This is a genomic window from Actinoplanes sp. URMC 104, from assembly GCF_051386375.1.
GTDB lineage: Bacteria > Actinomycetota > Actinomycetes > Mycobacteriales > Micromonosporaceae > Actinoplanes.
The window spans coordinates 308,711-333,514 of the sequence record NZ_JBPQTO010000012.1 but is presented as its reverse complement, the minus strand read 5'-3'; the positions used below and the strand labels follow the sequence as shown (position 1 = coordinate 333,514).

The window sequence follows — 24,804 nt, the reverse complement described above, 5'->3', positions numbered from 1 at the left end:
TTGCGCCGAGGGCGAACCGGGGTCCCTGGGATGCGCGACGCCCCGCGTTCGTGGATAGGGTTGTCGGCATGACCCACCAGGTGTACTCGTTCGAGCCGCCGGAGCGGTTCGTCGCCGGGACGGTGGGCGAGCCCGGCGATCGGACGTTCTTCCTCCAGGCCCGCGGCGGTGGCCGGGTGGTCAGCGTCGCGCTCGAGAAGGTCCAGGTGTCGCTGCTCGCCGAGAAGCTCGAGGAGCTGCTCGTCGAGGCCAACAAGCGCTTCGGGGTGTCGCTGCCCGACGCGCCCGTGATCGCCGTGCACGACAACGAGCCGCTCGACACCCCGGTCGACGAGGAGTTCCGCGTCGGCACGCTGGGTCTCGCGTTCGACGTCGACACCAGCACCGTGGTCATCGAGGCGATCGAGGCCGGTGAGGCCGAGGTGGAGATCGAGCTCGGCGACGACGACCCGGCCGTCGACGAGGAGGACGACGACGAGGACGAGGACGACGAGCCCGACGACGACCTCGACCGGCTGCGCGTGCGGCTGACGCCCGAGGCGACCCGCGCGTTCATCGACCGCGCCCGCCGCGTGGTGGCCGCCGGACGTCCGCCCTGCCCGCTCTGCGGCCAGCCGCTCGACCCGGCCGGCCACCTCTGCCCCCGGCACAACGGCTACCACCGGTGACCACCGAGCCCGCCGCGGCGCTGGCCGAGGCCGACGCCCTCGAGCTGCTGACCTACGGCCGGCTCGAGATCGAGGGCCGGCTCGTCGACGCCTCCAACACGACGCTGCGGGCCGAGATCACGCTCGACGGGCTCACCCGCCGCTGCGTCTACAAGCCGGTGCAGGGCGAGCGGCCGCTGTGGGACTTCCCGGACGGCACGCTGGCCGGGCGTGAGGTGTCGGCCTACCTGGTCTCGCGGGCCACGGGGTGGAACCTGGTGCCGCCCACGATCCTGCGCGACGGGCCGCTGGGCAGCGGCGCGCTGCAGCTGTGGATCGACGAGCCCGGCACGGCCGAGGCGCTGATCGGCTTCGTGCCCGCGTGGGACGTGCCCGACGGCTGGCTGCCGGTCGCCAACGCCCGCGACGAGGACGGGGACGCGTACGCCCTGGCCCACGCCGACGACCCGCGGCTCGCCCGGCTCGCGGTGTTCGACGCGGTGATCAACAACGCCGACCGCAAGGGCGGCCACGTGCTCTACCCGGCCACCGGCTCGATCCACGGGGTCGACCACGGGGTCAGCTTCCACGTGGAGAACAAGCTGCGCACGGTCCTGTGGGGCTGGACCGGCAAGCAGCTGGTGCCCGAGGCGCTCGAGGTGCTGCCGGCGCTGCTGTCGCAGCTCGACGGCGAGCTGGGCGAGACCCTCGAGGAGCACCTGACGATCTCCGAGGTGCAGCACGTGCGGCTGCGCATCCGGCGGCTGCTGCGCAAGGGCCGCTTCCCGGACCCGCCGCAGGACTGGCCCGCGATCCCCTGGCCGCCCGTGTAGTTTTGCCCACGCTCCCGGGGCAGCGCCCGGGGTCGCTGGATAGGCTCCTGGCCATGGATGCTTGGACCGGGCACGACGTGCCGACCCTGCCGGGCACGGCGCAGCCGCCGCGCCTCTTCGACTCGGCCCGCCGCTCGCTGGAGGCCAGTGCGCCCGGCTCCACCGCGAAGATGTACGTCTGCGGCATCACGCCCTACGACGCCACCCACCTCGGCCACGCCGCCACGATGATCGCGTTCGACCTGGTGAACCGGGCCTGGCGCGACGCCGGTCACGAGGTGGCGTACGTGCAGAACGTGACCGACATCGACGACCCGCTGCTCGAGCGCGCCCAGCGCGACGGCGAGGACTGGGTCGTGCTGGCGATGCGTGAGACCGCGCTGTTCCGCGAGGACATGGAGGCGCTGCGGATCATCCCGCCGGCCCACTACGTCGGCGCGGTGGAGTCGATCCCCGCCATCGTCGAGCACGTCCGCGAGCTGATCGCCGCCGGGGCCGCGTACACGCTCGACGACGGCACCGGCGACGTCTACTACTCGATCGCCGCGGCCCCCCGGTTCGGCTACGAGTCGAATCTGTCCCGCGACGAGATGCGGGTGCTGTCGGCCGAGCGCGGCGGCGACCCGGACCGCGAGGGCAAGCGCGACCCGCTCGACCCGCTGCTGTGGCGCGGCGCCCGCGACGGCGAGCCCGCCTGGGACGGCGGCGACCTGGGCCCCGGCCGACCCGGCTGGCACATCGAGTGCGCCACGATCGCGCTGGGCCGCCTCGGCGACACGATCGACGTGCAGGGCGGCGGCAGCGACCTGCTCTACCCGCACCACGAGTGCTCGGCCGCGCACGCCGAGACGCTGACCGGCAAGGCGCCGTTCGCCTCGCACTACGTGCACGCCGGCATGATCGGGCTTGACGGCGAGAAGATGTCGAAGTCCAAGGGCAACCTGGTGTTCGTCTCGCGCCTGCGCGGCGACGGCGTCGACCCGATGGCCGTACGGCTGGGGCTGCTCGCCGGGCACTACCGCAGCGACCGGGAGTGGACCGACGAGGTGCTCAAGACCGGCGAGGAGCGGCTCGCGCGGTGGCGCTCGGCCGCGGAGGCGCCCGCCGGCCCGTCGGGGGAGGGGCTGCTGGCCGCCGTGCGCGAGGCGCTGGCCGACGACCTCGACTCGCCCACCGCGCTGGCCGTGGTCGACGCCTGGTCCGAGGCGGCGCTGGCCGGCGCCGGCGACGACGACGCCGCGCCGGCGCTGATGGCCCGCACCGTGGACGCGCTGCTCGGCATCCGCCTCTGAGGGCCGGCCAGGTCAGGCGAGCGCCAGCCCCGGATCGGGGTCGGGGTCCGGCAGCGGAGCGGGGATCTTGTACTCCTCGGTCAGCGTGGTCATCGGGCCGGGCCAGGTCGCCTGGGCCACCTCGATCGGCTTGCGGGTCTCGTCGAACGCCACGTGCAGCAGGTGCAGCACGGGCGTGTCGGGGCGGATCTGCAGGACCTCGGCCTCGTCGCGGCTGGGCTGGCGGGCGCTGATCGTGTCGGTGGCCGACGCGTACCGCTTGCCGAGAACCTCCTCGGCCTCCTGGTACAGCGGCCGGCCGAACGCCTCGGCGCGCTCCAGCGAGGTGCCGCTGGCGTCGGTCACCCGGAACCACGAGGCGCCGATCTCGACCGTGGCGTCGTCGGTCTTGACCAGGTGGCGCCGGACGAGCATCTCGGTGCCGTCGCGCACGCCGAACGCGTCGGCGACCTCGGGCGGGGCGGGCTCGCGGCGTACGGCGACCAGCTGCTGCCGGTAGCGGGCGGCGAGGTCGGCGTGATAGCCGCGGTGCGCGCCGTAGCGGCCGCGGGACAGGCGGTTGAGCCGGCGCCGGGTGCCGCGCACGTACGTGCCCGAGCCCGGCTTGGTGATGAGGATGCCCTCGACGCGGAGCTGGTCGACGGTGCGCTGCACGGTCTGCTTGGCCACGCCGAACATCTCGGCCATCGCGGGGATCGACGGCAGCCGCTCGCCGGGCTGCCAGTCGCCGCGCCGGATCCGCTCGCGCAGCTGGGTGGCGATCTGCCGATGCGGGAACTCCGCGGCCCCCGGGTTGATCGTCATGGCGACCTCCTCGACCCTAGGTTCCTAGGATGCCGCACCGCCGTACGGCCGGGCGTGTCGACACGCCCGGCCGGGCTCACCAGGAACCGGCGGTGGGACCCGCGGAACCGCCGCGGCGGCGCAGGTACTTCTCGAACTCGCTCGCTATCTCGTCGCCGGTCAGCGGCTGGATGCCCTCGTCGCCGACGCGCTCCTCGAGCTCGCGGACGTACTCGCCGAGCTCGGCGTCCTGCTCGGCGGCCACGCGCACGCGCTTCTCCCACTCGTCGGCCTCCTCGGCGAGGTCGGCCAGCGGCACGGGCAGGTCGAGCACGTCCTCGAGCCGGCTCAGCAGCGCGAGCGTCGCCTTGGGGCACGGCGGGTTGTTCGCGTAGTGCGGGACGTGCACCCAGAACGACAGCGCGTCGACGTCGGCGCGGCCGGCGGCCTCGTGCAGCACCCCGACGATGCCGGTGGGGCCGTCGTAGCGGGTGGGCACCACGTTGTAGCGCTCGCCGGCCTCACGGTCGGTGGCCGAGCCGCTGATCGGCAGCGGACGCGTGTAGGGCACGTCGGCGAGCAGCGCGCCGAGCAGCACGATGCGGGTGACCTCGAGGCTGTGGCACAGCTCGAGCACCTGCTCGCAGAACGTGCGCCAGCGCATGCTCGGCTCGATGCCGCGGATCAGCACGACGTCGCGGTCGGCGCCGGGCGGGCTGGCGACGGTGAAGCGGGTGGTGGGCCACTCGATCTTGCGGGTCTCGCCCTCGGCCATCGTGATCGTGGGCCGGCTGACCTGGAAGTCGTAGAAGTCCTCCGGGTCGATGGTGCTGATCTGCCGGGCCTGCCACACCTGCTCGAGGTGTTCCACGGCCGCGGTCGATGCGTCCGCTGCATCGTTCCAGCCCTCGAAGGCGGCGATGGCCACGGGCGACCGGAGAATGGGGAGGCCGTCGAACTCAGTCATGCAGACAGCCTACGTGCGGGCGCGGCGTACCACTCGGCGGCCGCGCCGCACCGGCGGCGCACGGCCACCCAGCGTGGTGACCGCGCTGCGCGACGGCGGAACGATCGTCACCGGTGGATTAACGGCGTGTGACGGACAAAGATCTTCAATTCCGACACGCCACACGTTGCCTTCCAGGTGCGTTCATCGTCTAGTAAGGTCCGCGCGGTTGATCGTTCACGTTTCGCGTCTCACCAGGAGTAGTGGCATGGTGCAGCGGTTTCCCCTCGCAGTGATCCGCGACCGCACGTACAAGCAGAAGGACGCGTGGTGGACGGTCGGACTCGTCGACCCGCTGGCCTCGCGCCTGGTGTGGCTCGTCTCGCCGTGGCGCTCCGTGACGCCGAACCGGCTCACCCTGCTGGCGTTCGTGGTCGGGCTGGACAGCGCGTACTGCTTCTGGCGCGCCGACTACCCGTGGCTGCTCGCCGGCGCCCTGCTGTTCCACCTCAGCTTCGTGCTCGACTGCATGGACGGCAAGATCGCCCGGCTGAACGGGACCGGCTCGCCGTTCGGCTCGTGGCTCGACTACGTGCTCGACCGGCTGCGCGTGGCCGTCTGCGCCGTGGGGCTGTTCGGCGGGCAGTACGCGGCGACGCACAACCTGACGTACCTCGTGCTCGGCGGGCTGGTCATGTTCCTGGACATGTTCCGCTACCTCAACGCGCTGCAGATGGGCAAGGTGCGCGCCGAGCTCAACCAGGACGCCAGGGTCATGACCGACGAGGACTCCGAGGCGGGGCCCGTGACGGTCGCGGCGGCCACGGGCAACGAGTCGGCCGTGTGGCGGCTGCGCAACTTCCTGGTGCGGCACCGGATCCGGCCGCACCTGTTCAGCGGCATCGAGTTCATGATGTTCGTGTTCATCGTCGGCCCGGTCACCACGCTCGTCACCGAGGTCGCGGTGCTGTCCTCGGTGCTCATGGTGGCGTTCGAGCTGCTGCTGATCTACCGGCTCTACGCGTACGCGAAGCGCAAGGCGGCGGCGGCGGCACGGGTGGAGCAGATCGCCGTCCCGGTCGCCGTCTAGAGGACGTTGTCCATCACCGTCACCTCGGTGAGCGCGGTGAAGCCGCAGGTGGCGTACAACTCGATGGCCCGGACGTTCGCCGACTCGCTCTGCAGCGAGAGCCGGTGCGCCCCGCTCGCCCGGGCCTCGTCCGCGACCGCCTCGAGCAGCGCCCGGGCCAGGCCCCGGCGGCGGGCCGCCGGCCGCACGTACAGGTCGCGCACCAGCCAGGCCGTGCGCAGCGTCAGCGCGGCCGGCACCACCGCCACCGTGCAGATGCCGTCCGCGTCGCCCGCGAGGTAGACGCGGGCCCGCGCCGCCTCCACCTGCTCGCGCAGCCAGGCCGCCACCACCTCCGGCGCCGGGTTCGCGCCGTAGTGCTGGCGGTACTCGTCGAGCAGCCGGGCCGCCGCCTCCCACGAGGCCTGCCCGTCGTTCCCCAGCCGCGTCACGGTCACCCACCCATAATCCCTCCTATCTCGCTGCAAAGCGGGCATAATTTGCCCGTGGCCCACATCGACGAGGTGCTCGGACCGGACGACGACACCGTGACGTTCTTCCAGCCGCGGGCCATGGTCTACGTGACGATGCTCTGGGTCGTGGCGGCGGTCTGGATCACGACGCTGGGCCTGTTCACGCTGCTGCGCCTCGCGCTGGGCACCCCGCCCACCGGCGCCGACCTCGTCGTCTACTGCGAGCTGGCGCTGATCGTCCCGGTCGTGGTGGCGGCGCTGATCCTGCTCGCCGTGTGGAACCGGCTGGGGTGGCTGCACAGCTCGATGCGCGGGCTCGACTTCGCCGCGACCGGGCGCCGCCCCGTGCACATCCCGTGGGCGGGCATCGGCGAGGTCGCGCTGCGCTACCGCGGCCCGTTCACCGAGCTGATCATCACCCCCGTGGACGCCGACTTCGCCGAGCCCGGCGAGGGCCCCGGCCGCCCGCCCCGCATGCGCCGCCGCGGCGACCGGGTGGCGTACCTGGTGGACGTCGGCCTGATGTCGCCCGCGCCCGAGGTGCTCATCGCCGAGCTGCACCGCCGCCTGCCCACCAAGGTGTGACGCCCGGTCCGGCGCGATCCCGCTGGACGAGCCGCCCGCGCGTCGCCGACGATGTCCCTCATGGACGTGGTGGGCCACTACACGGCGGGCGACGAGGACAGCCGGATGACCCTCGACCGCGACGAGTGGGACCGCACCCGCGAGCTGCTCGGCCGCCGGCTGCCACCCGCGCCCGCCGTCGGTGGCGGGCCCGGACGCTGTGCCCGGCACCTGATCGCGGCGGCGCGAAGGGATCCGTCGCTCGACGAACACATGCTGAAGATCGCGCGGCTGCCGGACGCCTCCATCCACATGCTGGCGTGCGGCCGCAAGTAGGCCGTCATGGGAGCGCAGAACCACTCCGTGCCGGCGGTCGTGACCGGGCAGCCCTGCGAGGTGGCGCTGCGGGCCGCGGGTGCGCGGCTGCGGCCGTACGTGCTGGGGTTCTCGGGTTTCCGGTCGTGGTCGGGCGAGCCGTTCGACCACTTGCTGCTGCCGCTGGCGTCCACGACCGTCGTGGTCGACTTCGGCTCCCGGTCCGGGCTGGTCATGGACGGGCGCGAGAAGGCGACCACGCGCGGGCCGACGTCGTGGGGGCACGGCATCAGCGTCGGGCTGACGCCGCTGGGCGCGCAGGCGCTGCTCGGCGTGCCGATGGGGTCGGTGGGGACGGTCGCGCTGCACGAGCTGCTGGGGCCGGCCGCCACCGAGCTGCCGGGGATGCTCGGCGCCGCGCCCGGCTGGGAGGACCGCTTCGACGTGATCGAGACCGTGATGGCGGCCTGCCTCGGCGGGGCGGAGCCGGCTTCGGGCGGCGAGGCGGGGCCGGTTCTGTGCGGCGGGGCGCGGCTGGGCCCGGGTTGCGGGGCTGAGCGGGAGGCGGGCGGCGAGGCGGCGCTGTGGGCGGCGGAGCGGCTGGGGGCGGCGTTGCGCAGGCGCAAGGGGAGCGGCGGGGCGGGGCCGGACCGGGTGGTCATGGCGGCCTGGCGGAGGCTGCAGGCGCCGGAGCGGCCGCGGGTCGGCGCGCTTGCGGCGGAGCTGGGCGTGAGCCGCCGCCGGCTGGAGCGGGACTTCCGGCGGCACATCGGCATGTCCCCGGCCACGGTGGCGCGGATCGCCCGGTTCCAGCGGGTCGTCGCCCGCCTCGGCGCGGGCGCCACCCTCTCGGCGGCCGCGGCCGACAGCGGGTACGCCGACCACTCGCACCTGGCGCGGGAGACCCGCGCGATGGCCGGCCTGACGCCGACGGGGCTCGCGGCGCACCTGGCGACGCCGCCGGTGCGCATTCGTTCAAGACGGGCCGCGGCCGGGGCGCCTACCGTGCCCGCATGACTCTCGAAGGGAAGACGGCGCTGGTCACCGGCGGCTCGCGCGGCATCGGGCGGGCGATCGTCGAGCAGCTGGCGGCCCGGGGCGCGTCCGTGGTGTTCACCTACCGCCGGGACGAGGCCGCGGCCGAGCAGGTCGAGAAACTCAACCCCGCAACCACGGCCGTACGGGCGGATCAGGCCGACCTGGCCACGCTGGAGCACATGTTCGAGCCCGTACGCGACGGCCTGGACATCCTCGTCAACAACGCCGGCGTCACCGGGTCGTGCCCGATCGCGGAGCTCACCGCCGACGACTTCGACCGCGTCTTCACGGTCAACACCAAGTTCCCGCTGTTCGCGATCCAGCGGGCCGCTCCGCTGCTGCGCGACGGCGGCCGCATCGTCAACGTGTCGACGCTCAACACGCTGCTGCCGGCGGCCGGGCTCAGCCTCTACTGCGCCAGCAAGGCGGCCCTCGAACAGATCACCGTCGTGGCCTCCCGCGAGCTCGGCGCGCGCGGCATCACGGTCAACACCGTCTCGCCCGGCGCCACCGACACCGACATGCTGCGCGGCGCCAACCCGCCCGAGGCCCTCGCCGGCGCCGCGCGCAGCACCGCGCTCGGCCGGTTGGGGCAGCCCGACGACGTGGCCGCGGTCGTCGCCTTCCTGGTCTCGGCGGAGGGCCGCTGGGTGACCGGCCAGAACATCCGCGCCACCGGCGGCCTCTTCGTGTAGCGCGCCGCTATCTCATCCCTCGCCGAACCCGGGGCGGCATGCCGCTGCCCGTCTCGTTTCCGCGCCGACTTGGGCGTGGCGCACCTCGCCCTTGTCGCCCGTGTCTCTTTGTCGCGCTGACCCGGGCGCGGGGCACCTTCACCCGGGCCGCCGGCGTCTCGTTTCCGCGCTGACCCGGGCGCGGGGCACCTTCACCCGGGCCGCCGGCGTCTCGTTTCCGCGCTGACCCGGGCGCGGGGCGCCGGACCCCGAGTCGCCGGGCGTCTCGCCACCCGCGTCTGCTCCGCGCGTCCCGGCGCACGCGCCCGGTGTCAGCCGATCAGTGACCGGATCAGCGCGACGCCGAAGAACACGATGATGAACGCCAGGTCGATCGCCATGCCGCCGACGCGCAACGGCGGGACGACGCGCCGCCCGGGAGCGAGGATCGGCTCGGTCACCGCGTGGACGCCGGACATCAGCCGCGCGCGGGCGCCGCCGGCGGTGGCCGGACCGGCCAGCACCGTGCTCCAGTCGAGCAGGGCCCGCGCCACCAGCAGCAGTTGCAGCAGCAGGAGCAGAAAGCTCACGAGGGCCAGGATCACGCAGACCTCCAGGTGACCGGTCGGAACGACCCCTCCACTGTGCGTCGCCTTCCTGTACGCCGGCTGTGGGCGTTCGGTCCGCAGGTCCCAGCCGGCTCAGTGGGCGTAGTGCAGCGTGCGCATCCGTCGCATCACCTCGCTCAGGTGGGGGCCAGCGGGTGGGTCCCGCCGAACGTGACGGCCACGCCCGGCGAGTAGAGGACGCTCACCGGCGGCGTCGTGGGCTGGGGGAGTCCGGCGGCCGCGACGAGGGTGTCGGACAGCGACAGCAGCTCGGCGCGGTGCAGGGGCCAGGTCGGGTGCTCGTTGGAGAGGTGAATGGTGCGGCCCCACGCCGTGGTGTGCAGGCCCCAGCGGGCGGTCAGGAACTGCTCGAGCGGCGACGGGTCGCTCAGCGGCTCGCCGACGCGGATCGACATCTCGTTGACCGCCGTGCGCGGGCCGGGCCAGCGGCGCCGGGAGCTGTAGGTCAGCACGTCGCCGCGGCGGGTCAGCCGCATGCGCGCCCACATGTACGGCAGGCGCAGCGTGGCGCGGGCGACGAGCACGGGCAGCAGGCGCTCGGCCTCCAGCGAGCGGAACACGACGCCGCGGCGGCCCTGGGCGTCGACGCTGTAGAGCCGGACGTTGGTCTCGCAGAACGTGCCGAGGTAGGGCACGCCGGGGCCGTTCAGGAAGCCGACGCCCTCCATGCGGAAGCCGATCAGTCCGGCGTACGTCACCCCGTCGAACGTGTCGGGCACCGTGCCGGCGGGCAGCAGCGGCGCGACCAGCGCGGGGTCGACCGGCCAGTGCAGGAACGCCAGGTCGGCCCAGCGCTGCACGAGCAGCGACCGGCTCACCGGCCGGGGCGTGCTGACGGTGACGATCTCGGGGTCCGCGCGGCTGATGTCGATCTCGGGGTCCACCCGCCGAACGTACGCCCGGCAGCAGTGACCGAGCTAACGACCCCGCGGCGCGGGCCCGCGGGGAGAATGGTCGGGGACCCGACCACACGACTTGCGGAGGCTCATCCTGAACGCGCGACAACCAGCCGCGGTGCTCTTCGACATGGACGGCACGCTGGTGGACAGCGAGAAGGTCTGGGAGGTCGCGCTGCACGAGCTGGCCGCCCGCGCCGGTGGCACGCTGTCACCGCAGGCCCGGCACGCGATGATCGGCAGCAGCATGGGCGCCAGCATGCAGATCCTGCGCGACGACCTCGGCCAGCCCGACCGGCCCGAGGCGCCCGACGTGCAGTGGCTGACGAACCGGGTGTTCGAGCTGTTCGGCGAGGGGCTGGTGTGGCGCCCGGGCGCGCAGGCGCTGCTGCAGGCGGTCCGGGCCGCGGGCCTGCCCACCGCGCTGGTGACGTCGACCGGCCGCCGGCTGGTCGAGGTGGCCCTGGACACGCTCGGCCGCGAGAACTTCGACGTGATCGTCTGCGGCGACGAGGTGTCGCTGCCCAAGCCCGACCCGGAGCCCTACCGCACGGCGGCCAAGCTGCTCGGCGTCCCCGTCGAGGACTGCGTCGCGATCGAGGACTCGCCGACCGGCGTGGCCAGCGCGCTCGCCTCGGGGGCGACCGTGCTGGCCGTGCCGTCGGAGCTGGAGCTCGCGCCGACCGACGGGGTCCACCTGCGCACCTCGCTGGAGGGCGTGGACCTCGCCTTCCTGGCGCAGCTGCTGGTCAGTCGTGCGCTGTTGCAGCCGGACAACAGCTGACCTTCGGCGCGACCGGCTCAAGGCTCCCCGAAAAGACCGGGGTCGAAACAGCTGAGCGGCGTGGAGTCCCGTTCCGGCAACGTGACGACGACGCGGCCGGATCGAAGAAAGTTGTCGACCTCGAAATCGGTCAGCTTTTCTCCGTTGACGGCCCGCCACGGAAAGAGGCCGGCAGGCTTTTTGACATACCAGCGGTCAAGGGTTTCATCATGGGCGGTCGTGCCGTCGGGCAGGTCGACCGATTTGACAGTGGCGGTCACAGCCGCGGCTCCTCCATAGCGATCGGGGACGTCCGGCCGCGGTGGACCGGGTTCGGCGCCATCGGCTGAGTCCGCAGGGGGCCTGCTGATACAAGGCCCTCGATCCTGACGGTAACGATCGCCGGGAGCGCTTTCACCGGCATACGGCCGGACATCACTCTCTCGGCGGATCCGCGGCCGCCGGCCGTCTGGTCGTCCACGACCGAGCCGCTCGCGATCGGCGGGGCCGTGACCAGGCTCAGCGGGAACTGCACTGGTCACGGCCGCTCCGTTACTCGTATTGGGCTATCGCTGCCAGAACGTTGAGGCGCGCCGCCTTGATGGACGGGAGCACCGCGGCCAGCACGCCCACCACGGCGGCCAGGCCCAGGTAGAGGCCCATCTGGGTCCACGGCAGCGCCAGCTCGGTGATGCCCTCGCCGTCGAGGGCCTGCACCACGGCGGCGCCCAGGCCCGCTCCCACCACGACGCCGAGCAGCGCGCCGAACACGGAGATCACGACGGCCTCGACCGTGACCATGCGCATCGTCTGCGCGCGGCCCAGGCCGACCGCGCGCAGCAGGCCCAGCTCGCGGGTGCGCTCGAGCACCGACAGGGCGAGGGTGTTGACCACGCCCAGCACGGCGATGAGGATCGCCAGCCCGAGCAGCACCTGCACCATGAGGATCACCGTGTCGAAGGAGCCGACCTGCTGGTCGATGTAGCTGCTGCGGTCGGTCGCGGTGACCTCGGGGCTGTCCGCCACCAGCTGCTTGACCTGCGGCAGCACCTGGGCGACGGTGGCGCCCTCGGCGAGGCGCACGAAGCCGAGGACCGGCTGGGTGAGCCCGAACTCCCTGGTCGCGGCGAGCGGCAGCATGACGCTGCCGGGCATCCGGTCCTCGTCGTAGGTCGCGGCGATCGTGTAGCGGTGCTCGCCGCCGCGGGGCATCTGCACCCGCACGACGCTGCCCGTGGTCCAGCCGTGCTCGGCCGCCTCCTGCGTGCTGACCGCCATCTGGTCGGCCCGCAGCGCGGGCAGGGCCGGTGACCCGTACGCCTCGGCGAGCTTCGCCAGGTTGTCGGTGGCGTTGACGTAGGCGCGGTCGCCGTCGAGCAGCACCTGCTCGTTCCAGACCCCCGCCACGGCGCGGACGCCCGGCACCTCGGCGGCCCGGCCGAGCACCGCCGTGTCGAACACCGGCGGGCGCGGCCCGTTCTGGTCGCCGCCGATCACGATCTCGGCCTTCACGGTGCTCTCCGCCTGCGCGGCTATGCTCTGCTTGGCCGAGTCGATGACCACCGTGACGCCGGTGACCAGCCCGATGCCGACCATCAGCGCCGCCGCGGTGATCGCCGTACGCCGGGGGTTGCGCCCCGAGTTGAGCCGGCCGAGGCGCCCCGGCACCGACCACGAGAACAGCCGGCCCAGCCCGGCCACGACCGGCTTGGCGATCAGCGGGGTGAGCAGCGCGACGCCGACGAACGAGATCAGCACGCCGGTCAGGATCAGCCACAGCGAGCTCGTGCCGTACAGGCCGATGCCCAGCGTGGTGGCGCCCACCGCAGTGATGACCGTGCCGGTGACCGTGATGCGCGTCAGCGGCCGGTCGGGGGTGGCGACGTCCTGCATCGCGGCGATCGGCGAGATCCGCGACGCGCGCATCGCCGGCAGCACGGCGGCGACCACGGTCACCACCACACCGACGATCAGCGAGCTGAGCACCGCCGCGAGCGGCACCCCCACCGGCGCCGGGTCGAGCCCGCCGCCCAGCGAGCCGAACAGCGTGACCAGCAGCGCGCCCACGCCGATCCCCGCCCCCAGGCCGAGCACGGCGGCGATCAGCCCGATGGCCAGCGCCTCCACCAGCACGGAGGTGATCACCTGGCGGCGGCCGGCGCCCAGCGCGCGCATCAGCGCGAGCTCGCGGGTCCGCTGCGCCACGATGATCGAGAACGTGTTGAGGATGAGGAACGTGCCGACGAACAGCGCCACCCCGGCGAAGCCGAGCAGGATGTTGTTGAAGAACCCGAGCGCCTCCTTGAACTGCGCCGAGCTCTCCTCGGCGAGCTGCTCGCCGGTCTTGACCTCGTAGCCCGCACCGAGTGCGGCGGCGACCCGGTCGCGGACGGCCGCGGAGTCCTCGCCGTCGGCGGCGCGCACCGTCACCTGGGTGAACACGCCCGTCCTGCCGAGCATGGATCGCTGCGCCACCGGCTCGGTGAACGCCACCTCCTGAACGCCGCCGATGCTGTCGCGGCCCTCGGTGTAACCCCAGATGCCGACCAGCGTGAACGTCTGTTTCGGCAGCTGGGTGAGCACGCCCACCCGGTCGCCGACGTGGATGCCGGCGGCCTCGGCGACGGCCTGGTTGACGGCGATCTCGTCGTCGCGCTGGGGGCCGCGGCCCTCGCGCAGCTGCATGAGGTCGTCGGTGCCCACCCAGTTCATGCCGATGCGCGGCGGGCCGTAGCTGGTCACCACCTTGCCGTCCGAGCCGATCACCCGGGCGCCGTCGTCGGAGACCACGCCGGTGGCCTCGGCGACGCCGGGCACCCGCGCGACCCGGTCCACCACGGAGGCCGGCAGCGGGGTGGCGACCTGCTCGCCCTCCATCTCGGACACCGCGACCTGCGGCTTGGCGGAGACCGCCACGTCGAGCTGCGAGTAGCCCTCGGCGAACAGCTTGTCGAACGTGCGGCCCAGCGTGTCGGTGGTGACGAACGCGCCCGCCACGAACATGACGCCGAGCACCACCGCCAGCCCCGAGAGCACCAGCCGCAGCTTGCGGGCGAGCAGGCTCCTGAGCGTCGCGCGCAGCATCAGACCAGCACCTCCCCGGCCTTCATCGCCTCGAGCACCGACTCGGGCGTCGGGTTGTCGAGCTCGCTGACGACCGCGCCGTCGGCCAGGAAGATCACGCGGTCGGTGTAGGAGGCGGCGACCGGGTCGTGCGTGACCATGACGATCGTCTGCCCGTGCTCGAGCACGCTGCTGCGCAGGAACGACAGGATCTCGGCGCCGGCCTTGGAGTCGAGGTTGCCGGTCGGCTCGTCGGCGAAGATCACGTCGGGGCGGCTCATCAGCGCCCGCGCGCACGCCACCCGCTGCTGCTGGCCGCCGGAGAGCTGGCTGGGCCGGTGGCCGAGCCGGTCGCCGAGGCCGACGGTGCCGATCACGGTGTCCCACCACTGCGGGTCGGGCCGGCGCCCGGCGATGTCGAGCGGCAGCCGGATGTTCTCCGCGGCGCTCAGCGTGGGCAGCAGGTTGAACTGCTGGAAGATGAAGCCCACCCGGTCGCGGCGCAGCCGGGTCAGCGCCCGGTCGCCGAGCCCGGTGACCTCGGTGCCGCCGATGTGCACCGTGCCGCGGGTGACCGTGTCGAGCCCGGCGAGGCAGTGCATGAGCGTGGACTTGCCGCTGCCCGAGGGCCCCATGATGGCGGTGAACCGGCCCCGCGCGAAGCTCGCGCTGACGCCGCGCAGGGCGACCACGCGGGCCTCGTCGGAGCCGTACACCTTCCACACGTCGTCGGCGCGTGCCGCCACCGGCTCCGGTGCCTTGGTCCCGATCATCTGCTGCCCCCTGTGTCCTGTGTTCCGTGCGGCTCGTCCGGCTGGTGGCTCGTGCGGGCCGCCCCCGTCGGCCGGCCCGTCCGTGTTTCGTTCGCCGGGTCAGTTTTCCGAAGTGACGGCGCGAAGACGTCAACCCACGGGTGGAAACCGACGCGGAGATTCGGTACGGGAAGCACCCAGGGGCTCCTCAGGGTCGACCCTGAGATGTCATGGCGACGGCGACATGACGGTTGACTGACGTCGTCTGTGACGTCATAGTGGTGTCATGGACCTGACGCCCTACCTCGAAAGCCTGCGGGCCGACCTCGCCGCCGCCGCGGCCCCGGCCGGCCCGGAGATCCAGCGCGCCGCCGAGCTGCTCGGGCACTCGCTGGAGGCGTCCGCCCGGCTGGCGCTGCTCGAGGCGCTCTCCGACGCGGCCGCCGAGATCACCACCCGGCTGCCCGACGCGACCGTGGAGGTGCGGCTGCGCGGCCGCGACGCCGACCTGGCGGTGAGCCGGCACGCCCCGCCGCCGCCCGACCCGCCGGCCGCTCCCGTCGCGCCGGCCGCGGCCGACGGCGGCGACCTGACCCGCCTGACTCTGCGGATGCCCGAGTCGCTGAAGACCCACGTCGAGCAGACCGCGGCGGCCGAGGGCGTCTCGGTCAACGCATGGCTGGTGCGCGCGGTCACCGCGGCCGTCAACGCCCCGGCGCAGCAACCCCTGCCGACCGGCCGCCACCCCCGGCGCGTCACCGGTTTCTTCCAAGCCTGAGAGAGGACCCCTCATGTACGAGTTCCAGCACCCCCGCCCCGTCACCGTCGCCCTGCAGGCCATCAGCGGCGTGGTGGAGATCGCCGCCGAGGACCGCGACACGGTGGAGGTCGTCGTCGAACCCCTCGACGACCGTGACGCCGCACGCGAGGCGGCCGACAAGACCCGCGTCGTCCTCGAGGGCGACACCCTGGTCATCGAGGTGCCCCGCGCCGAGACGTGGCGGCTGCGGCGCTCCCCGAGGCTGGCGATCACCGCCCGGGTCCCCGCCGGCAGCGCGCTGACCGGCAAGAGCGCGGCCGCCGACGTCCGCGCGTCGGGTGTGTGGTCGGCGGTCAAGCTGGACGTGGCCTCCGCCGACGTACGGATCGACGCCGTCACGGGTGACGTGTCCCTCGACGCCGCGAGCGGCGACCTGGCCGTCGGCCGCGTCGGCGGCGCGCTGAAGATGGACGGCGCCTCCGGCGACCTGCGCGCCGATGACGTCACCGGTGACGTCAAGGCCAAGTCGGCCAGCGGCGGCATCCACCTCGGCGCCGTCGGCGGCTCGGTCAAGGCGTCCACCGCCAGCGGCGAGGTGCGCGTGGGCCGCCTGCACCAGGGCCGCAGCGACATCAGCACCGCGTCCGGCGACGTCCGCGTCGGGATCGCGGCCGGCACCGGCATCTGGCTCGACCTCAACGCCGTCTCCGGCCGGATGACCAGCGATCTCGCTCCGCGGCCGGACACCGAGCCGGTCGCCGCCTCCGACGCCACGGTCGAGCTGAAGGTCCGCACCGCCAGCGGCGACATCCACATCCACCGCGCCGCCGAGGGGATGGCCGCCTGATGGCACGTCACAAGAGCCGGCCGATCGGGAACGCCGTCCACATGCGCGCCGGATGCCGCACACCGCCGGACCGGCCCCGGAGCCGCGGCCCCACGCCGGTCCCGCATCCGCCGAGCTGAGCGATCTCGCTCGGCCTGGCTCGACCCCGCCCGGCTGCGCCTCATTCGGCGCGGCCGGGCTCGGTCGGCTCAGCCCGACCCGGCGAGGCCCGGCCCGGCGAGGCCCGGCGAGGCCCGGCCCGGCGAGGCCCGGCCCGGCGAGGCCCGGCCCGGCCAGGCCCGGCCCGGCCCGGCTCGGGGCGACCGGTCAGGCGCCGGGCTTGACCAGGCCGGTCTCGTAGGCGAGGACGACGGCCTGGGTGCGGTCCCGCAGGCGCAGCTTGGTGAGGACGTGGCCGACGTGGGTCTTGATGGTGGTCTCACTGACCTGCAGGGCGACGGCTATCTCGGCGTTGGAGTGTCCGCGGGCCACGTGCACGAGAACCTCGCGCTCGCGCTCGGTGAGCGCGTCGAGCTGGGCCGAGCTGGTGGTCTCGGGAGCGGGCAGCGCCTCGGCCACGCGGGCCAGGATGCGGGCCAGCACCCGGGGCGTGATGACGGCGCCGCCGGCGGCGAGCGCGCGGACGGTCGCCACCAGCTCGTCGGCGGGGGCGTCCTTGTGCAGGAAGCCGGCCGCGCCGGCGGTGACGGCGGCCAGGACGTCCTCGTCGGTGCCGGCGTCGGCGAGCACCAGCACCCGCACCGGCAGGCCGGACGCCGCGACGGCCCGGGTGACCTGCAGGCCGTCGGCGCGGGGCAGGACGAGGTCGGTGATCAGCACGTCGGGCAGCAGCCGCCGCGCCAGCCGGATCGCCTCGTCGCCGTCGCCGGTCTCGCCCGCCACCACGATCTCGGCCACGCCACCCCCGGCCGGCGCGGCCACCAGGATGGCCCGCAGACCGGAACGCTGCAGCGGCGCGGCGTCGGCCAGCAGCACACGCACGGGGCGCAGCGGCGTCACCGGCGGCCTCCGGCGCGGACGGCTTGCATGGCGGTCACCCTACGGCCTGCGCGGCGATCCGCACCGCGGTGGTCACCTCCCGACCCGCGCGACGAGCAGAGGCGTGGCCGTCAGCCCAGGCGGTCGTCGTCGGCGGCGGGATCGGGGTCGAGCAGGTCGTCGGGGGCGGTGGGGTAGGGCGGGGGAGTGCCGCCGAAAGCGGGGCACAACGCCTGGTGACTGCACCAGCCGCAGAGACGGCTGGGCTTGGGCGGGAAGGTGCGCTCGCGTTTGGCGCGCTCGATGGCCTGCGACAGGGCGACCAGGGTGCGCTCGAACCGCTCCAGCTCCTCGGCGTCGGGGCTGTAGTCGCAGACCTCGGCGTCCTTGAGGTAGACCAGCCGCAGCACCCGGGGGACCACGCCGCGGGTGCGCCACAGCACCAGCGCGTAGAACTTGAGCTGGAACAGCGCGCGGCCCTCGAACGCCTCGCGCGGGGCGCCGCCGGTCTTGTAGTCGACCACGCGCAGTTCGCCGCCGGGGGCCACGTCGAGGCGGTCGATGTAGCCGCGGATGAGCAGCTCGTCGTCGATCAGCGTGGACACCAGCGTCTCGCGCTCGGCCGGCTCGAGGCGGCGCGGGTCCTCCACCGCGAAGTAGCCGGGCAGCAGCGCCTGCGCGCTGGCCAGGAAGGCGGCGAGCCGGTCGCCCTCGGACGCGGCGCCGGCCCCGCCGGTGGCGTCGGCCTCGGCGGCCAGCGCGGCCGCGTCGATCAGCGCGGGCTGGGCCGGGTCGGTGGCGGCGGCGAAGATCTCGGCCAGTGCCGGCTCCTCGGCGAGCAGCCGCGCCCACGACGGGGCGACCAGGGCGGCCGCCGCCTCGGGGGTGCGCTCGGCGGCGGGCAGGTCGAACAGGCTCTCGAGCACCGCGTGCACCAGCGTGCCGCGCGCCTGGTCGGCGCTGGGCTGCTCGGGCAGGCGGTCGACGGTGCGGAAGCGGAACAGCAGCGGGCAGGTCTTGAAGTCGGCCGCGCGCGACGGTGACAGCGAGGGCCCCAGGTGGGGCGCCTGCGCTTCGGCGGGGGAGACCGTCTCTGCTGTCATGCGAAGAAGGCTAGGGCAGGGGTACGACAAAACCGCGCCGCGGCCCCTCCCAGGAAGCCTCCGTAGCATCGACCGGGTGGATGACAGCACGGCGGGCAGCAACGGGGCGCGGCAGCGGCGCCGGACGGGCCGCGCCGCCCGCCCGGTCGGCCTGGTGCTGGGCATCCCGATCTTCGTGAACTCCTCGATGATCCTGCTGGCCGCGCTGGTCACGCTGGTCTACGGCAACTACGTGCGCGGGCAGCTCGACCTGCCGGGCCCGGTGTCGTACCTGGTGGGGTTCGGTTTCGTCGTCTGCCTGCTCGGGTCGGTGCTGCTGCACGAGCTGGGCCACGCGCTGACCGCCCGCCGGTTCCGCATCGGTGTCCGAGGCATCACGCTGGAGCTGCTCGGCGGCTGGACCGAGATGGACCGCGACGCCCCCACCCCGCGCGTCGACGCCCTGGTCAGCCTCGCCGGCCCGGCGGTCAGCCTGGTGCTCGGCGGCGTCGCCACCGCGGCGTTCGTGGTGCTTCCCGACCGTACGATGGCCGGGCAGATCGCGTTCCAGCTGGCCGCGAGCAACATCCTGGTCGCGATCTTCAACGTGCTGCCGGGGCTGCCGCTCGACGGGGGCCGGGCGCTGCGCGCGGGCCTGTGGGCGATCTTCAAGGACCGCAACCGGGCCACCGAGCTGGCCGGCTGGTCGGGACGGCTCATCGCCTTCGGCACCGGCATGGTGGCGTTCTGGTTCTACCGGCTCGGCTCGCTCACGCTGGTGGGCCTGCTGTTCGTGCTGCTGGTGGTGTTCACCCTGTGGCAGGGCGCCGGGCAGTCGATCCGGCTGGCCCGGATGACCCGCCGGTTCCCGCTGGTCGACCTCGGCAAGCTGGCCCGTCCGCTGCTGACCGTGCCGGCCGGCACCCCGCTCGGCGAGGCCCAGCGGCGCCGCTCGCAGGACCCGCGGCCGGGCGTGGTGCTGGCCGTGTCGGACGCGGCCGGTAATCTCACCGCACTGGTCGACCCGGTCGCCGCCGAGCGCGTGCCGGTCGACCGGCGCCCGTGGGTGGCGGTCGACACCGTGGCCCGCTCGCGTGACGCCGTGCCCGCGCTGCCGCTCGGGCTCAGCGGCGAGCAGGTCGTGCGCGCGCTGCAGGCGCACCCTGCCGCGCAGTACGTCGTCACCTCGGGCGAGGATGTGGTGGGGGTGCTGCGCGTGGGCGACGTCGCCCAGGTGCTCGAGCCGCGCCGCCCCGGCCCGGGAAACGAAGCGAAGCAGAAAGAGAAGTAGTGACCATTTCACCTGCCACGGTCGTCGACGAATCGCAGCCCGCGCACCGCGGGCCGTTCCGGGCGGGTGACCGCGTCCAGCTCACCGACCCCAAGGGCCGGATGCACACGATCGTGCTGGAGCCGGGCAAGTCGTTCCACACCCACCGCGGCGCGCTGGAGCACGACGCGCTGATCGGCCTGCCCGACGGCAGCGTCGTCACCTCGTCGGGCAACACGGCCTATCTGGCGCTGCGCCCGCTGCTCAGCGACTACGTGCTGTCCATGCCGCGCGGCGCGCAGGTGATCTATCCGAAGGACGCCGCGCAGATCGTCGCGATGGGCGACATCTTCCCCGGCGCCAAGGTGCTCGAGGCCGGTGTCGGCTCGGGCGCGCTGACCTGCTCGCTGCTGCGCGCCGTCGGCACGTCCGGCGAACTGCACTCGTACGAGCTGCGCGACGACTTCGCCGCGATCGCCCGCAAGAACGTGGAGTCGTTCTTCGGCGGCCCGCACCCGGCCTGGCACCTGCACGCCGGCGACGTCGCGAGCAACCCGGAGACCGGTTTCGACCGGATCGTCCTCGACATGCTGACCCCGTGGGAGGCCCTCGACATGGTCGAGCGCGCCCTGGTGCCCGGTGGGGTGTTCGTCGGCTACGTGGCGACCACGCCGCAGCTGTCCGAGCTGGTGGAGGCGCTGCGCGAGCGCGGCGGCTGGACCGAGCCGCGCGCCTGGGAGTCGCTGGTGCGCGACTGGCACGCCGAGGGCCTGGCGGTGCGCCCCGACCACCGGATGATCGCGCACACCGCGTTCCTGGTGTCGGCCCGCAAGCTCGCGCCCGGGGTCACGGCGCCGCCGCGGCGCCGCAAACCCAGCAAGGGCGCCGAGGCGTACGCGTTGCGCCGCGCGGCCCAGGCGGCGCTCGCGGCGGCCGCGGACATCGACGAGGAGCCGGCCGGCGAGCGTCCCTCTCCGGAGATGTGACGCGACGCGCTGTGGTCGGGTAGCTTCCTGTTCGGCAGTGGCACGGCTCGGGGAGGATCGGGTGGGCGCGATGAGTTCTCCGCCGTTCGGCGGCAGCAGCGAGATGCCGGCGGTCTTCCCGGACTGGTCGCCCTACCAGGATCTCGACTCCGCCGCCCGCGCCTATCTGCGCGACCCCGAGGTGGCGCTCGACGCGCTGTTCGGGGTGCTGCGGGGCGCGTCGGTGCTCAGCTTCACCCTCGAGCGCTTCGTCAACGAGGTCAACGGCGTCTGGCAGGAGGTCGTCATCTGCGACGGCAGCCGCCTGGTGCTCTGGCACGGCGAGGACGTGGCGCCCGGCGACGGCCCGGTCGGCTCGATGACCTCGTCGCTGCGCGTGGTGCCGCTGTCGACGGTCACCGAGGTGGGCTGCCGGCGGCGGCTGACCCGCACCTCCAACGGGCAGGCCCGGGTCGACAGCATCGACGTCTACCTGCTGCTGAGCTCGGTCGACGACGCCGTGCCGCCGCCGGGCATGGACGAGGGCGAGTCGCGGGCCACGATCCGCCACGACGCGCTGCGCTTCGGCAAGACCCTCGACGACGGCGGCCCCGGCCAGATCGCCCGGCTGGAGGAGTTCTCGCGCGTGGTCGCCTCGCTCGTCGGGCGGCCGACACTCTAGAGCGTTTCCAGCATGTGACTTTTTTCGTGTCACATCGTGGGCCGGGCGCGCCGTTGCCGGGGTCTTTCCTTCCGCGTACGCCTCCCGGCAGCCGAGCCGCGCCGCGGAGCCCGCCGGAGCGGCCCGGACGGGCAAACATCCTGATCCGCCCCGATCTGCGGCCCGCCGTCCCGGGTGCCCGCCGATGCCGCGCCGCGCCCGGAAAGGGGCCCGCCCGACCGTATCGGGACCCTCCGACAAACTTCTTGCGAGCACCGGCCGAATGGATCAAGACTCGGTGACGACGGTGTTGCATGGGTCGAAATCCCGTCCGCAGCGGCTAGTGTTGTTCCAAGACGTTCGAGCCCCCGGGGAGGTGGGACGTGGCACGTAGCGACGAGGCGGACTCACGAGCCGCACGTTGGGAGAAAGAGGCCAACGATCTCTCCAGCCAGGTCGCGTTCCTGCAAGAGGAACTCGCCCTTGTTCGGCGGAAGTTGACCGAAAGCCCACGACACGTCCGGCAGCTCGAGGAACGGCTCGCGGCAACGCAGGCGCAGCTGGCCCGACTGACCGAGAACAACGACCGGCTCGTGGCGACCCTCAAGGAAGCCCGGGCCCAGATCGTCACTCTCAAGGAAGAGATTGACCGGCTCGCCCAGCCGCCGAGCGGCTACGGCGTTTTCCTCACCGCCCACGAGGACGGCACGGTGGACGTGTTCACCGGCGGCCGTAAGCTCCGCGTGGCAGTCTCCCCGTCCCTCGAGGTCGAGGAGCTGCAGCGCGGGCAGGAGGTGCTGCTCAACGACGCGCTGAACGTGGTCGACGCGTTCGGCTTCGAGCGCACCGGCGAGGTCGTCACCCTCAAGGAGGTCCTCGCGGGCCCCCACGGCGAGCGCACCGACCGCGCCCTGGTCGTCTCGCACGCCGACGAGGAGCGCATCGTCTCGCTCGCCGACTCGCTGGACATCAGCAAGCTGCGCGCCGGCGACTCGCTGATGATCGAACCACGGTCGGCGTACGCCTACGAGCGGATCCCCAAGAGCGAGGTCGAGGAGCTCGTCCTCGAGGAGGTCCCCGACGTCGACTACACCGACATCGGGGGTCTGCACTCGCAGATCGAGCAGATCCGCGACGCGGTGGAGCTGCCGTTCCTGCACGCCGACCTGTTCCGGGAGCACCAGCTGCGCCCGCCGAAGGGCATCCTGCTCTACGGCCCGCCCGGCTGCGGCAAGACCCTGATCGCCAAGGCGGTCGCCAACTCGCTGGCGAAGAAGATCGCCGAGCGGCGCGGCGAGGAGAAGCACACCAGCTACTTCCTCAACATCAAGGGCCCGGAGCTGCTCAACAAGTACGTGGGTGAGACCGAGCGGCACATCCGCCTGGTCTTCCAGCGGGCCCGGGAGAAGGCCGGCGAGGGCACGCCGGTGATCGTGTTCTTCGACGAGATGGACTCGATCTTCCGCACCCGCGGCTCCGGTGTCTCCAGCGACGTGGAGAACACGATCGTCCCCCAGCTCCTCAGCGAGATCGACGGCGTCGAGGGCCTGGAGAACGTGATCGTGATCGGCGCCTCCAACCGGGAAGACATGATCGACCCGGCGATCCTGCGCCCCGGCCGCCTCGACGTGAAGATCAAGATCGAGCGTCCGGACGCCGAGGCCGCCAAGGACATCTTCGGCAAGTACATCCTGCCGGGCCTGCCGCTGAGCGCGGAGGACCTGGCCGAGCACGGCAACGACGCCGACGTCACGGTCGCCGCGATGATCGACGCCGTGGTCATGCGGATGTACACGGAGTCCGAGGAGAACCGCTTCCTCGAGGTCACCTACGCCAACGGTGACAAGGAGGTCCTGTACTTCAAGGACTTCAACTCCGGCGCCATGATCCAGAACATCGTGGACCGCGGCAAGAAGATGGCCATCAAGGAGTTCCTCACCTCCGGCAAGAAGGGGCTGCGCCTGCAGCACCTGCTCGACAGCTGCGTCGACGAGTTCCGCGAGAACGAGGACCTGCCCAACACCACCAACCCCGACGACTGGGCCCGCATCTCCGGCAAGAAGGGCGAGCGGATCGTCTACATCCGCACGCTCGTCTCCGGCGGCAAGGGCGCCGAGGCCGGCCGCTCCATCGAGACGGCCAGCAACACCGGTCAGTACCTGTAAAGCACGGTTGTCGGCGCGGGCCGGGGGTTTCCCCCGGCCCGCGCTGTCGTTGCACCACGCATGAGGCGTGCCGACTGGCTCGACGCCCTTCGAGGGCTGGCCGCGATCACCGTCGTGCTGTTCCACCTCAGCCCGCAGGTGATCGGCGCCGGCGCGCACCTGGCGATCATGCGGCACGTCGACCTCGGCAGGGCCGCCGTGCTGGTGTTCTTCCTCGTCAGCGGCTACGTGATCCCGATGTCGCTGGAACGGCACGGCTCGCTGCGCCGCTTCTGGCTCGGGCGGATCTGCCGCATCTACCCGGCCTACCTGGCCACCATCGCGCTGTTCGCGCTGCTCGCCGGCGCCGGCCTGCTGCACTGGCCGGCGTCGCTGCGCGCCGAGACGGGCGCCGGGCTGCTCGCGCACGTCACGATGATGCCCGACCTGGTCGGCGTGCGCGGCGTCGTGCGGGTGTTCTGGACCCTGACGTACGAGATGGTCTTCTACCTGGTCGTGGCCGGGCTGTACGCGTGGCGGCTGCACCGGCACAGCGGCTGGTACGCGGCGGGGCTCGCGCTGGTGGCCTGGCTGGCGGGACCGCACCTGCCCGGCGCGCTGCTCGCGGGCACTGCCCACGACCGCCGGGTGCTGGGAGGCGTACTGGTGCTCGGAACGCTTTTGATCCTCGGGCTGCAGATCGAGCAGCGCCTCGTCCTCGTCACCGGGGCGCTCGGGATGGCGTACGTGCTGCTGCCCGCGGTCAACGGGCATCCGACCGCGGCGAGCACCGTCACGTCGTCGCAGCAGGGCCTGCTGCTGCTCGCGGTCATGTTCGCCGGCACGGTGACCTACCGGTGGCAGCACGGGCAGATCGGGCGGGGCGCCGCGCTGACGTCGCTCGCCGTCGTCGCGGGCAGCGCCATCGGTACGCAATGGACCCGGCCCGCCTGGATCCTGACCGTCCTCACCGCCGCCGCGACATACCTTTTTGCCTACTTTTTGCGGACCCGGCCGATGCCCCGCGCGCTCACCTGGCTGGGTCGGATCAGCTACTCGCTGTACCTGCAACACGTGATCGTGCTGTTCCTGCTCCCTCACGTCGTCCCGGATCCCGGGACGCAACCCCTACCCGTACGGATGGTTACCGCGCTGGCGTATCTCGCGATCGCCCTCGCGCTTGCCGAAGCCTCGTACCGCATCGTGGAACAACCGGCCCAGCGGCTGCTCCACAAGATCAACACTGCTGGAGCGCCGAGGCCGATTACGGCCACCCAGCGTGCCGCGCCGGGCACGGGGCGGGGCGAGAACACGCGCGAGAGCGTCTAGGCTCGATACATGAGCAACAGGGGCAGCGTGG

General features: G+C 73.0%; 26 protein-coding genes. 16 read left to right on the top strand and 10 right to left on the bottom strand.

Translation table 11 applies throughout. The annotated features are described in order from the left end of the window. Positions 1 to 68: 68 nt before the first annotated feature. From ACSNN8_RS40460 to mshC, 3 genes are read left to right on the top strand one after another with little or no spacing between them, the layout of a single operon-like run. Positions 69 to 668, top strand: coding sequence for a DUF3090 domain-containing protein (locus tag ACSNN8_RS40460; protein WP_436656226.1), 600 nt, complete (start codon positions 69 to 71; stop codon positions 666 to 668). After that, complete coding sequence (locus tag ACSNN8_RS40455; protein ID WP_436656224.1) at positions 665 to 1,480, top strand: SCO1664 family protein; 816 nt, start codon at positions 665 to 667, stop codon at positions 1,478 to 1,480. Before ACSNN8_RS40460 ends, ACSNN8_RS40455 begins: the two co-directional genes overlap by 4 nt. A 53-nt stretch (positions 1,481 to 1,533) precedes the next feature. Continuing rightward, positions 1,534 to 2,772, top strand: coding sequence for a cysteine--1-D-myo-inosityl 2-amino-2-deoxy-alpha-D-glucopyranoside ligase (mshC, locus tag ACSNN8_RS40450; protein WP_436656222.1), 1,239 nt, complete (start codon positions 1,534 to 1,536; stop codon positions 2,770 to 2,772). A 12-nt stretch (positions 2,773 to 2,784) separates the two neighbouring features. Here the strand turns inward: mshC and ACSNN8_RS40445 are convergent, their stop codons facing one another. Next, complete coding sequence (locus ACSNN8_RS40445) at positions 2,785 to 3,576, bottom strand: GntR family transcriptional regulator (RefSeq protein WP_436656220.1); 792 nt, start codon at positions 3,574 to 3,576, stop codon at positions 2,785 to 2,787. Between the two features lie 76 nt (positions 3,577 to 3,652). Further along, entirely contained in the window at positions 3,653 to 4,522 is an 870-nt protein-coding gene (locus ACSNN8_RS40440; protein ID WP_436656218.1) for a PAC2 family protein, read from the bottom strand. Between the two features lie 247 nt (positions 4,523 to 4,769). Here ACSNN8_RS40440 and ACSNN8_RS40435 point away from each other — a divergent pair, with 247 nt between their 5' ends. Continuing rightward, entirely contained in the window at positions 4,770 to 5,591 is an 822-nt protein-coding gene (locus ACSNN8_RS40435) for a CDP-alcohol phosphatidyltransferase family protein (protein ID WP_436656217.1), read from the top strand. Here the strand turns inward: ACSNN8_RS40435 and ACSNN8_RS40430 are convergent. Then, positions 5,588 to 6,028 carry a GNAT family N-acetyltransferase gene (locus tag ACSNN8_RS40430; protein ID WP_436656216.1) on the bottom strand — a complete coding sequence of 147 codons (441 nt, stop codon included), beginning with the start codon at positions 6,026 to 6,028 and terminating at the stop codon, positions 5,588 to 5,590. The two genes, ACSNN8_RS40435 and ACSNN8_RS40430, sit on opposite strands and share 4 nt — an antisense overlap. A gap of 48 nt (positions 6,029 to 6,076) precedes the next feature. Here ACSNN8_RS40430 and ACSNN8_RS40425 point away from each other — a divergent pair, with 48 nt between their 5' ends. The 4 genes from ACSNN8_RS40425 to ACSNN8_RS40410 are packed head-to-tail and all read left to right on the top strand — an operon-like array spanning position 6,077 to position 8,655. Further along, positions 6,077 to 6,628 carry a hypothetical protein gene (locus tag ACSNN8_RS40425; protein WP_436656214.1) on the top strand — a complete coding sequence of 184 codons (552 nt, stop codon included), beginning with the start codon at positions 6,077 to 6,079 and terminating at the stop codon, positions 6,626 to 6,628. 60 nt (positions 6,629 to 6,688) lie between these two features. Beyond that, entirely contained in the window at positions 6,689 to 6,943 is a 255-nt protein-coding gene (locus ACSNN8_RS40420) for a hypothetical protein (protein ID WP_436656212.1), read from the top strand. A 6-nt stretch (positions 6,944 to 6,949) separates the two neighbouring features. Further along, positions 6,950 to 7,939, top strand: a complete 990-nt coding sequence (locus tag ACSNN8_RS40415; RefSeq protein ID WP_436656210.1) for a helix-turn-helix domain-containing protein — start codon at positions 6,950 to 6,952, stop codon at positions 7,937 to 7,939. Further along, positions 7,936 to 8,655 (top strand): SDR family oxidoreductase, encoded by a 720-nt coding sequence (locus ACSNN8_RS40410; protein ID WP_436656208.1) that lies wholly within the window; start codon positions 7,936 to 7,938, stop codon positions 8,653 to 8,655. Before ACSNN8_RS40415 ends, ACSNN8_RS40410 begins: the two co-directional genes overlap by 4 nt. Positions 8,656 to 8,966: 311 nt before the next feature. Here the strand turns inward: ACSNN8_RS40410 and ACSNN8_RS40405 are convergent, their stop codons facing one another. Next, positions 8,967 to 9,224 (bottom strand): YggT family protein, encoded by a 258-nt coding sequence (locus ACSNN8_RS40405; protein ID WP_436656206.1) that lies wholly within the window; start codon positions 9,222 to 9,224, stop codon positions 8,967 to 8,969. A 155-nt stretch (positions 9,225 to 9,379) separates the two neighbouring features. Beyond that, positions 9,380 to 10,108: a YqjF family protein gene (locus tag ACSNN8_RS40400; protein ID WP_436656749.1), complete on the bottom strand. Its 729-nt coding sequence runs from the start codon at positions 10,106 to 10,108 to the stop codon at positions 9,380 to 9,382. Between the two features lie 169 nt (positions 10,109 to 10,277). Here ACSNN8_RS40400 and ACSNN8_RS40395 point away from each other — a divergent pair, with 169 nt between their 5' ends. Further along, positions 10,278 to 10,943 carry an HAD family hydrolase gene (locus ACSNN8_RS40395; RefSeq protein WP_436656204.1) on the top strand — a complete coding sequence of 222 codons (666 nt, stop codon included), beginning with the start codon at positions 10,278 to 10,280 and terminating at the stop codon, positions 10,941 to 10,943. A 17-nt stretch (positions 10,944 to 10,960) separates the two neighbouring features. On the opposite strand, the gene ACSNN8_RS40390 is transcribed toward ACSNN8_RS40395, so the two are convergent. The 3 genes from ACSNN8_RS40390 to ACSNN8_RS40380 all read right to left on the bottom strand — a co-directional run bounded on the left by ACSNN8_RS40390 (position 10,961) and on the right by ACSNN8_RS40380 (position 14,758). Continuing rightward, positions 10,961 to 11,203, bottom strand: a complete 243-nt coding sequence (locus ACSNN8_RS40390) for a hypothetical protein (protein ID WP_436656202.1) — start codon at positions 11,201 to 11,203, stop codon at positions 10,961 to 10,963. Between the two features lie 271 nt (positions 11,204 to 11,474). Further along, positions 11,475 to 14,006, bottom strand: a complete 2,532-nt coding sequence (locus ACSNN8_RS40385; RefSeq protein ID WP_436656200.1) for an ABC transporter permease — start codon at positions 14,004 to 14,006, stop codon at positions 11,475 to 11,477. Continuing rightward, positions 14,006 to 14,758, bottom strand: a complete 753-nt coding sequence (locus ACSNN8_RS40380; RefSeq protein WP_436656198.1) for an ABC transporter ATP-binding protein — start codon at positions 14,756 to 14,758, stop codon at positions 14,006 to 14,008. The genes ACSNN8_RS40385 and ACSNN8_RS40380 overlap by 1 nt, the downstream gene beginning before the upstream one ends. Before the next feature lie 265 nt (positions 14,759 to 15,023). Between ACSNN8_RS40380 and ACSNN8_RS40375 the strand changes: the two genes are divergently transcribed. Continuing rightward, on the top strand, positions 15,024 to 15,515 hold the full coding sequence (locus tag ACSNN8_RS40375) for a hypothetical protein (protein ID WP_436656196.1): 492 nt from the start codon (positions 15,024 to 15,026) through the stop codon (positions 15,513 to 15,515). A 13-nt stretch (positions 15,516 to 15,528) separates the two neighbouring features. Next, a complete protein-coding gene (locus ACSNN8_RS40370; RefSeq protein WP_436656194.1) occupies positions 15,529 to 16,344 on the top strand; it encodes a DUF4097 family beta strand repeat-containing protein in 816 nt (271 codons plus the stop codon). A 306-nt stretch (positions 16,345 to 16,650) separates the two neighbouring features. Here the strand turns inward: ACSNN8_RS40370 and ACSNN8_RS40365 are convergent, their stop codons facing one another. Together ACSNN8_RS40365 and ACSNN8_RS40360 are read right to left on the bottom strand one after the other, a co-directional pair. Continuing rightward, positions 16,651 to 17,343 (bottom strand): LuxR C-terminal-related transcriptional regulator, encoded by a 693-nt coding sequence (locus ACSNN8_RS40365; RefSeq protein ID WP_436656192.1) that lies wholly within the window; start codon positions 17,341 to 17,343, stop codon positions 16,651 to 16,653. A gap of 110 nt (positions 17,344 to 17,453) precedes the next feature. Beyond that, entirely contained in the window at positions 17,454 to 18,425 is a 972-nt protein-coding gene (locus ACSNN8_RS40360; protein WP_436656190.1) for a RecB family exonuclease, read from the bottom strand. A gap of 154 nt (positions 18,426 to 18,579) precedes the next feature. Between ACSNN8_RS40360 and ACSNN8_RS40355 the strand changes: the two genes are divergently transcribed. The 5 genes from ACSNN8_RS40355 (at position 18,580) to ACSNN8_RS40335 (ending at position 24,773) form a co-directional block, all read left to right on the top strand. Then, positions 18,580 to 19,695, top strand: coding sequence for a site-2 protease family protein (locus tag ACSNN8_RS40355; RefSeq protein WP_436656747.1), 1,116 nt, complete (start codon positions 18,580 to 18,582; stop codon positions 19,693 to 19,695). Continuing rightward, positions 19,695 to 20,660, top strand: coding sequence for a tRNA (adenine-N1)-methyltransferase (locus ACSNN8_RS40350; protein WP_436656188.1), 966 nt, complete (start codon positions 19,695 to 19,697; stop codon positions 20,658 to 20,660). The genes ACSNN8_RS40355 and ACSNN8_RS40350 overlap by 1 nt, the downstream gene beginning before the upstream one ends. Positions 20,661 to 20,730: 70 nt before the next feature. Next, a complete protein-coding gene (locus ACSNN8_RS40345; protein WP_203379879.1) occupies positions 20,731 to 21,321 on the top strand; it encodes a hypothetical protein in 591 nt (196 codons plus the stop codon). Between the two features lie 362 nt (positions 21,322 to 21,683). Then, positions 21,684 to 23,465 (top strand): proteasome ATPase, encoded by a 1,782-nt coding sequence (gene arc, locus ACSNN8_RS40340; protein WP_436656185.1) that lies wholly within the window; start codon positions 21,684 to 21,686, stop codon positions 23,463 to 23,465. Positions 23,466 to 23,525: 60 nt separating this feature from the next. After that, on the top strand, positions 23,526 to 24,773 hold the full coding sequence (locus tag ACSNN8_RS40335) for an acyltransferase family protein (protein WP_436656183.1): 1,248 nt from the start codon (positions 23,526 to 23,528) through the stop codon (positions 24,771 to 24,773). Positions 24,774 to 24,804 lie beyond the last annotated feature (31 nt).

Excerpts from the sequence above, each read along its gene's own strand:
- ACSNN8_RS40460 (WP_436656226.1), top strand. The coding sequence starts at position 69 with ATGACCCACCAGGTGTACTCGTTCGAGCCGCCGGAGCGGTTCGTCGCC.
- mshC (WP_436656222.1), top strand. The coding sequence starts at position 1,534 with ATGGATGCTTGGACCGGGCACGACGTGCCGACCCTGCCGGGCACGGCG.
- ACSNN8_RS40445 (WP_436656220.1), bottom strand. The coding sequence starts at position 3,576 with ATGACGATCAACCCGGGGGCCGCGGAGTTCCCGCATCGGCAGATCGCC.
- ACSNN8_RS40440 (WP_436656218.1), bottom strand. The coding sequence starts at position 4,522 with ATGACTGAGTTCGACGGCCTCCCCATTCTCCGGTCGCCCGTGGCCATC.
- ACSNN8_RS40435 (WP_436656217.1), top strand. The coding sequence starts at position 4,770 with ATGGTGCAGCGGTTTCCCCTCGCAGTGATCCGCGACCGCACGTACAAG.
- ACSNN8_RS40420 (WP_436656212.1), top strand. The coding sequence starts at position 6,689 with ATGGACGTGGTGGGCCACTACACGGCGGGCGACGAGGACAGCCGGATG.
- ACSNN8_RS40415 (WP_436656210.1), top strand. The coding sequence starts at position 6,950 with ATGGGAGCGCAGAACCACTCCGTGCCGGCGGTCGTGACCGGGCAGCCC.
- ACSNN8_RS40410 (WP_436656208.1), top strand. The coding sequence starts at position 7,936 with ATGACTCTCGAAGGGAAGACGGCGCTGGTCACCGGCGGCTCGCGCGGC.
- ACSNN8_RS40385 (WP_436656200.1), bottom strand. The coding sequence starts at position 14,006 with ATGCTGCGCGCGACGCTCAGGAGCCTGCTCGCCCGCAAGCTGCGGCTG.
- ACSNN8_RS40380 (WP_436656198.1), bottom strand. The coding sequence starts at position 14,758 with ATGATCGGGACCAAGGCACCGGAGCCGGTGGCGGCACGCGCCGACGAC.
- ACSNN8_RS40375 (WP_436656196.1), top strand. The coding sequence starts at position 15,024 with ATGGACCTGACGCCCTACCTCGAAAGCCTGCGGGCCGACCTCGCCGCC.
- ACSNN8_RS40370 (WP_436656194.1), top strand. The coding sequence starts at position 15,529 with ATGTACGAGTTCCAGCACCCCCGCCCCGTCACCGTCGCCCTGCAGGCC.
- ACSNN8_RS40360 (WP_436656190.1), bottom strand. The coding sequence starts at position 18,425 with ATGACAGCAGAGACGGTCTCCCCCGCCGAAGCGCAGGCGCCCCACCTG.
- ACSNN8_RS40345 (WP_203379879.1), top strand. The coding sequence starts at position 20,731 with ATGAGTTCTCCGCCGTTCGGCGGCAGCAGCGAGATGCCGGCGGTCTTC.
- ACSNN8_RS40335 (WP_436656183.1), top strand. The coding sequence starts at position 23,526 with ATGAGGCGTGCCGACTGGCTCGACGCCCTTCGAGGGCTGGCCGCGATC.